Raw genomic sequence first — 7531 nt, 5'->3', positions numbered from 1 at the left:
AGCCTCATACCAACGGTTAGGTCAAGTACATGGCTGCAGCCTGCTGGTGCGCATGCGCCACATGCGCGCGCAGTTCAGGCGGACTGGCCACCTCGACCTCACCTCCCCATCCCAGGATCCACGGCACCAACTCTTTCCAACCCCCAACCTTCAGGCACACGCGGGTAAAGCCGCTGGCCAGGGTCAGACATTCAGCCTCTGGCCCCAGGTGGATTTCCCGCACTCGCTCTCTCACCGCCGGAGTGAAGAACAGCTCCACTCGGACTGGATCGCCAGTCATGATGCCCCAGGCGCCAGAGAGGTAATTCAGCGGCTGGAAATCTTCTGGAATCACGCACTCATCGCTGAGCAGCGTGACGTCCCGCATCCGGGCAAGGCGAAACACAAATGGCCGGTCGCCTGTTTTCAGCCGGTTGACTCCGATCGCGTAGGCCTGACGGTTGTGCGGGTTGAGCTCAATAAAATAGATGTTCAGTTCAACTGTTGAGACCTTATGCAGGGAGTGGTACTCGAACCGGAGCACCCGGCCTTCCAGCCAGGCCCGCGCGACCAGCTCGAAGGTTCGGGAGCTGCCTCCACCAGCGCCGCGCCGCTGGTGGTAGGCCTGATTGGCCTGTTCCGCGACCCGCCGGGCTGGGGCCGGCAGCTGCACCGTGAGCTTCTCCAGTGCCGAGAGGTAGTGCTCGCTGTATTCCGCCGCGTGGTGGTACAGCATTCTGGCCGCCGAGTAGACCGCCAGGGCCTCCACGGGGTTGAGGGTCGTCGCCGGAGGGGGGCAGCGGTACTTCCCACTCGGGAGCGTCTCCACCTCACCGTTTAGGATGAGGTCACCCAGGTCGCGCTGCACACTGCGGAGCTTGTTGGGCGGCAGGCCCAGCCGGGCGGTCAGGTCGCGGGCGCTGTATTCACCGCGCGAGAGCAGGTCAAGCACGGCCCGGACACGCTGGGTTTTCGTCTCTGGAACACCCATCGTCAGTTCTCCAGCTGCGCGCGCATATGCTCCTGGAACTTCAGGACCAGGTACTTCAGCCCCTCCAGGCTTCGGAGAAGCACCGCGCGGAAACTCTGCTCGTCCGGCAGGTAGGCGCTGACATTTGCGCTCACGTCGTGCTCGAGCACCAGAATCCGGCCCACCCGCACCTGCCGCTGGGCGTGCATGGCCGCTTCCAGAGCCCGCGCCCGCTCGGCGGCGTCCTCCAGCGGCCAGAAGAACGGGTAGAGCAGCGCGAGGTGCGTGGGATCGTTCCCGGCGGTCAGGACGAAGTACGTGCCGCCCTCGTACTTGAAGTGCACGTCCCCGTCGTCATCCAGCTTCGGGCGGAAGCCTTCGTCCGTCAGGAAGTTGAGAACCGCAGCGGCGTACGCGGTGGGCACAGGCGGGGCGAGTTGGGTGGCTGATGTGTTTTCGGTGTCGCTCATGGGCTCTCCTGCAAGGGGGCAGCACAGGGGGCAGGCGTACGGGCCTGACAGGCGGGTCTCACAGGGTTTCCACCAGAACGGCGGCGTCACAGACGCCCCGGAAGGCACAGGTCCGGCAGGTGCCAGCACCCGGTGTGGGGGCAAAGTCCAGGGCGGTCATCTGTTCCACCGCCCCCCCGACCAGCTGCATGCCCCGGGCCAGGTCTTCTTCCCGAAAGACATGAAGGGCTTTGACGTCCTTGAGGTACGCCAGCGCCGCGCGCTCAGCGTTCAGGTGATGCGCGTACAGGGCCAGCTGCGGCAGGTGATGCTCCGGGTGAAAGGCGCGGTCCGTCTTGTAATCCAGCACGAACCGGTCCGCTTCATCAAAGGCGTCCACAACGCCTTCAAACAGCAGCGGGCCGACGGGCACCTGAATGGCCATCTCCCGCCGGTAGGGCCGCCGGTTGACCTCCGCGAACAGCTCGCCCTGAAAAGCCTGCACGCAATCGGCCACCAGCTTCTGGTCGACCGGCGCGAGGTACGCGAGGCGTTCCGGGAGCTCTGCAGGTGTCCAGCCATGCTCGAACGCGCGGTGCACCGCGTCCCCGATCTGCCGGCCGGCGGCGCGTTGGTGTGGGTTGCGCTCTTGCGCCTGCAGGCGTTCACTCCACAGGCTGGCCAGCGGCAGGCGGCCTTCCAGGTACTGATATGCGAAGCGGCGCGGGCACGCCAGGTACGCCGCAAGGCTGGTGACCGGCAGGCTGCTGGGCAGCATGACCCCGGGGCCACTGCGGACCTCCAGGTGGGGCTGCCCGCCTGCGTGCACCAGCCCCAGCGGCTCGACCGGCGGCACCTCCTCAGGCGAGAGGTAATGCCGCTCGACCCCCTCCTCCGGCAGGTGGGCAACGAAGGCCTCGAAGCGCTCCTGGGCTTTGCCAGAGTCTCCCCCGGTCAGACTCAGGATCAACAGGTCTGCCGCGCGCGTAAACGCCACGTACGCCACCCGCTCGGCTTCACTGAGGTCCCGCTCCTGCGCGAGGCGTTCCAGTGCCTCCCACTCGGGCAGGTCCTCCTCCAGATCCGGCAATCTCAGGGCCACGCCGAGCGCCGCGTCAAACCGCACGCTTGGGGCCAGTCCGCCTCCTCTGCGCAGCGCGTCCGCCACGATCACCACGGGAAACTCCAGGCCCTTGCTGCCGTGAATGGTCATGAGCTGCGCGGCGTCCGGGTGCGGACTGATCGCCTCGGCTTCCTGCGCGCCCAGCCGGGCGAGCCGCGTGAGGTGATCAGCCACACTCGCGGCGTCCCGCACGCCGTCCCCGGCCCACTGACGCAGCAGCGCGTGGAAGCGCCTCAGGTTCTCCACACGTCTGAGGCCGTCCGGCTGCGCGGCGTGCACCAGCAGCGCCCCGGTCCGCCCGTCGGCCTCCGCGAGCAGCTGTGAGGCGCTCAGGGTCGCTCCGGCCTCCCGCAGGCTGAGCAGCAGCGTGACAGCCGCCTGAACCGCCGGATGCGCGCTGCGCCGCGCCGCCTGCCACAGGCTCTCCCCTGCCCCGCGCGCCTGGGCCAGGGCCAGCAGCGTGTCGTCCGTCACCTGCACGTGCGGGCCGCGCAGCACCGCCGCCAGATACATGTCCTCTGCCGGATTCGCCACCGCCTGCAGGAGGTTCGCGGCGTCCTGCACCTCTGGTCGGTCGTACAGGCCCCGGCCGCCGTGCACCACGAACGGCAGTCCCGCGCGCGTCAGGGCGTCCTCGTACACCTTGAGGTCCGTGCGGGCGCGGAACAGCAGGGCGATGTCCGAGAGCCGCAGCGCCCGCGTGCCCTCAAGCGCCCGGTCGTACACGGCGGGACCGGCGAGCAGCAGCGCCTGGATGCGCCCGGCGAGGTAGGTGGCCTCCGCTTGGCGCAGGCTGGAGGTGTCTTCCCCCTGGATCACGTGCAGCTCCACGCTGGGCGCGTCCTCACCGTCCGGATGGGCCCGCCGGTGGGCGTTCAGCGGCTCGAACCGCGCGGCGGTGGGCCGGGCCTCATCCGGGCCGCGCATGAGGCCCTTGAAGTACGTATTCACGGCCGCCACCAATCCAGCGTGCGTGCGGAAGGACGTGCCCATGGGAATCACGGCGCCCCCACGCCGAAGCACCGCGTCCTGCGCGGCGCGGAAGACCTTCACGTCCGCCCGGCGGAACGCGTAGATGCTCTGCTTCTCATCGCCCACCACCGTGAGGTTCACGCTGTCCCCGGCCAGGGCAGACAGAATGCGCCACTGCACGGGGTTGGTGTCCTGCGCCTCGTCGATCAGCAGGTGCGTCCAGCGCGCGGCGTAGTACGACCGGACCGCGTCATGCGCCAGGGCGGCGTCCGCGTACGCTTCAAGGTCCGCGAATGTTGCGACTTCCTGCTCGGCCTTCAGGTGCGAGAAGCGCGTCCGGACATGCGTGAAGATTTCCCGCAGCGCGAGCACCGCGCGGTCATGCGTCAGGGCCGCGTCGGTTGCCTCGCCCAGCAGGTCGTCGCGGGCCGCCAACACCTTGAGGGTTTTCAGGGCCGTGTGGGCCGCCGCTTTGGCGTCCTTTGTCCAGCCCCTCCCGATGGTGCCTTTGTGGGGCTGCAGGGCGGCCCGCACGGCACGCAGCGCGGCCCCCTGCACGGGCGCGGCAGACGCTACCGCCAGCACCGCGCGCCGGATCTGCTCCAGGTCATCCCCCGCCGGACCCTGCACGCCCTGCAGGGTCTGCATCGCCGCATTCCAGGGGCCAGTGACGGTCTGCCACGCCCGCCGCGCCCGTTCCTGCGGCGCCAGCGCCGCGAGGCTGGCGGCGACCTCCAAGGCGTCCCGGGCGGTTGTGGGGTCATCCAGCAGCGTGCGGATCACGTCCGACCGGATCTTGCCCGGCACGGCCAGCAAGGTGTCGACCGGCAACTCCGCCAGCACCGGGAACAGGTGCTCGTCCAACCAGGCCTGGGCGTCCGTTTCATCCAGCACTTCAAAACTCAGGCCGGCGCCGCTTTCCACCGGGTGCTCGCGCGCCACGCGCCCGCACAGGCCGTGAATGGTGCTCACCTGCATCAGGGGCAGCCCCGCGAGGACCGTCTGCCAGGCCGGGCCTTCAGTATCCGCCCGCTGCTCCACGTAGCGGGTGATGCGTTCGCGCAGTTCAGCAGCCGCCGCTTCCGTGAAGGTGACGGCCACGATCTGGCCAGGCGTCACGCCCTGACGCAGCAGGTTGAGGATCCGTTCCGCGAGCACCCGCGTCTTACCGCTGCCTGCCCCAGCAGAGATGGCCACGCTGCTGGGCGAGAACACGGCCGCTTCCTGCGCGGGCGTGAATTGTGGCCTGCCCTGGTCTGCGGGCGCGGCCACAGTCATGCGCCCACCTCCACACCACGGTCCCGGCACACAGGGCGCACGGCGCAGTACCCGCATGCCTCGCGTTTCCGGTCCGGGCTGGGCGCGACGTTGCCCTGCGCGAGCGCGTCCCCCAACTCGGTCAGGAAGACGTTGACATTCGCCTGATGCTCGTCCCAGCGGTACTTGCGGCGCGGCGCCTCGGCGCCTGGGCCAGCCCCATCCGGCAAAGTCCTGGCCTTCTCGATGCTGTAGTACCGGCCGCTGACTGCGCCCAGCGCCGCCATGTACAGTGGCAGCTGCACTTCCAGGTTCAGCACACCGCCGCGCACCACCTTGCTGACATACGATCCCGTCTTGTAGTCCGTCACAGTCAGGCCGTCCGGCGTCCGGTCCAGGCGGTCCACGATGCCCACCAGGGCAAATGTGTGCCCGACAGCCTGTACGGTAAATTCCCGGCGCTCTTCCAGTTGCACGGGGGTCCAGCCGGGGGGAAGAAACGCTGGGCTCTGAATGGCGCGCGCGGCGGCCCGGCGAATCTCCTCGCGCTGCACAGGCCACAGCGGCCCGCCCCGCAGGTCACCAGTGGCCCACAGGGCCCGCTCCTGGCGTTTGAGGGCCGCTTCGGCGCGCTCAAGGCGCTGCTCGGCGCGGTCCCCCGGCTGCTCCCCCTGCAGGGCCCCTTCCAACGCGGCGTGCAGCAGCGTGCCCACCACGCGGCGATCTTCACTCTGGTCAGGATCCTGCACCTCCCCCAACTGCAGGAGCTTCTGGGCAAACCAGCGGTAGCGGCACGCGCCCGCCGCGTGCAGCTGGGAAGGACTCCAGCGGCGCTCGCTGGCCCAGATGGGGGTTCCCAGCTGCCCCGCATGAGGCCCGGGAAGACCGGCGTCCCGGTCGCGTTCCACCTGCACCTTGGCCTGCACGGCGTCAGGCAACACCTGGCCCCCCAGGGCCAGCGCCAACCGGCGCTCCCCTTCTGAGCCCAGTGGCAGCGTATGGGCCGCTGCAGACGCACCGGGCCCCACCCGGTCCCAGAAAAGGCTGGGGCGCAGCTCCCGGCCGTCAGGCCCCCGGCGCGGACGGCTTACCACCAATCCCAGGCCGGCACCTGCCAGGGCGCCCAGAAACAGCGCTTCTTCCACCGTGGCCAGGGCAGACGCGTCGGGCAGGGATACGCCCTGATCCGCCCAACGGCGCCGCGTGACGCTGTCGATCAGGGGATGGTCCACCGACCGCACTGGGAAGAGGGTGTCAGCCAAGCCCAGCACCCACACCGCGTCAAACCGGCGACCCAGGGCGGCCAGGGGGTTGGCCACCCGCACGCCGCTGCGGCCCAGCAGCACGGGTACCGTGGCGGTCTTCAGCACGTGCGCCACCAGGGTCAGCAGGGCCTCGCGTGAACACTCGCCCGTCCAGCGGGACTCGGCCTGCAACTGGTCAAGTAGCAGGGTCAGCGCCACGTTCAGCGCTGGGTCGGCCACGCAACGGCCCCGCACGCTCAGATCAACCAACAGGCGCTGCAGGATGCCTAGTCCATCACGCCACGTGGTGTGCGGCGGCACCTCCAGCCAGGTGAGGGTTTCATGCCACGCGGCCAGGCCACGGGGACAGCCGGGCTGCAGGGCCCGTGCCTGCGCGAGGGCGTCAAACGGCAGGGTAACCAAGGGATGCGTGAGCACCCGGCGGGCCGCGCTGTACCGCCAGTCCCGGGCGTGGGCATCCACCCAGGCCTGCACGAGGCCGCCCAGCGGAGTTTGCACCAGTGGCATCTGCTGCCCACTCACGACGGGAAGGTCATACTCGCGGGCGACATCTGCGATCGCACCGATGTAAGCACCTTCGCTGCGCACGATTACGGCGAGCCGCTCCGGGCGGATGCCTTCGGCCAGCCACGCCTGAACCTGCCGCAAGCACGCGCGGACTTCCGACTCAATATCTGGAAACTCCTCACGGCGAAATGCCTGGGCCGCGGGGCGGCCACCCACGTAAGCGGCCACCACCTGATCCCCTGAGCGCTGCGCGGTTCCGGCCAGCGGCTCAGACAAAAATCCCAGGCACTCAAGGGCGTCGCGGGTGTCCTGAATTCGTTTCAAGCCACGGGCGTCCTCAGCGAAGGGAAGCGTGACCACGGAACCCGGCGCCAGCAGGCGGTCCACCAGCGCGGTCTGCGCCGCGTCGAGATACGCGAACCCGTGCATGAGGGTTCGCCGCGCCTGCACGTGACCCCAGCGGGCCGCGAAGAACTCGGCACCCGCCGCATCAAACGTCCGCGACGCTTCACTGTGGGCCACGAACGCCGCGTACGCCTGCGCCACGTCCTGCTCCCGGCCCGGGGCCGCCGCCGACAGCAGCGCCGCCGGCTCCACATTCGCGCGCATGAGTTCGCCCATCAGCTTCTGAAGGCCAAACACTGTTCCCGGCCGACTGCGCAGCGGCGCCAGGTAACCCAGCGGCACCTCTGCCAGGGCGGCCCGCACAAACGCTTCCCGCGCCCCAGGCGTGAGGGGCGTCCAGCCCGCGTCCCGCAGGGCCTCGCGCGCGGCCTGGGTAAGGGTAATGGCCGCGCCCGCGCCCCGCAGAACTCCGCGCAGGTCTCGCCCGGCCTGCAGGTTCGGCACGATCAGGCGCATGTCGGGCGTGAAGCGCTCAGCGGCACCTGTAAGCAGCACGCTGGGGTAGGGATGGGTGAGCAGGGTCCGGTTCACGCGCTGGCTCCGGGCCGCTGAAGCGTGCCCACCGGTTTCAGGTGTCTGTTGGCCCGCTCCTGGAGCTGTTGGG

The 7531-nt window shown here is 69.4% G+C and carries 4 protein-coding genes; all 4 read right to left on the bottom strand.

All coding sequences use genetic code 11. The features are described from left to right. Window positions 1-16: 16 nt before the first annotated feature. Genes C8263_RS07365 through C8263_RS07350 form a run of 4 tightly spaced genes read right to left on the bottom strand, consistent with a single transcriptional unit; the run spans window position 17 to window position 7458 of the window. Window positions 17-970 (bottom strand): helix-turn-helix transcriptional regulator, encoded by a 954-nt coding sequence (locus C8263_RS07365; protein ID WP_107137472.1) that lies wholly within the window; start codon window positions 968-970, stop codon window positions 17-19. A 2-nt stretch (window positions 971-972) separates the two neighbouring features. Continuing rightward, on the bottom strand, window positions 973-1419 hold the full coding sequence (locus tag C8263_RS07360; RefSeq protein WP_199188341.1) for a hypothetical protein: 447 nt from the start codon (window positions 1417-1419) through the stop codon (window positions 973-975). 58 nt (window positions 1420-1477) lie between these two features. After that, a complete protein-coding gene (locus C8263_RS07355; protein WP_199188340.1) occupies window positions 1478-4771 on the bottom strand; it encodes a UvrD-helicase domain-containing protein in 3294 nt (1097 codons plus the stop codon). Next, the gene (locus tag C8263_RS07350) at window positions 4768-7458 is read right to left on the bottom strand and encodes a PD-(D/E)XK nuclease family protein (RefSeq protein ID WP_107137470.1); all 2691 of its coding nucleotides are present in this window, start codon (window positions 7456-7458) and stop codon (window positions 4768-4770) included. The genes C8263_RS07355 and C8263_RS07350 overlap by 4 nt, the downstream gene beginning before the upstream one ends. Between the last annotated feature and the right edge of the window lie 73 nt (window positions 7459-7531).

Origin of the sequence: Deinococcus arcticus, assembly GCF_003028415.1 — a bacterium.
GTDB lineage: Bacteria > Deinococcota > Deinococci > Deinococcales > Deinococcaceae > Deinococcus > Deinococcus arcticus.
This window is presented reverse-complemented; position numbering and strand designations above follow the sequence as displayed.

Excerpts from the sequence above, each read along its gene's own strand:
- C8263_RS07360 (WP_199188341.1), bottom strand. The coding sequence starts at position 1,419 with ATGAGCGACACCGAAAACACATCAGCCACCCAACTCGCCCCGCCTGTG.
- C8263_RS07365 (WP_107137472.1), bottom strand. The coding sequence starts at position 970 with ATGGGTGTTCCAGAGACGAAAACCCAGCGTGTCCGGGCCGTGCTTGAC.
- C8263_RS07355 (WP_199188340.1), bottom strand. The coding sequence starts at position 4,771 with ATGACTGTGGCCGCGCCCGCAGACCAGGGCAGGCCACAATTCACGCCC.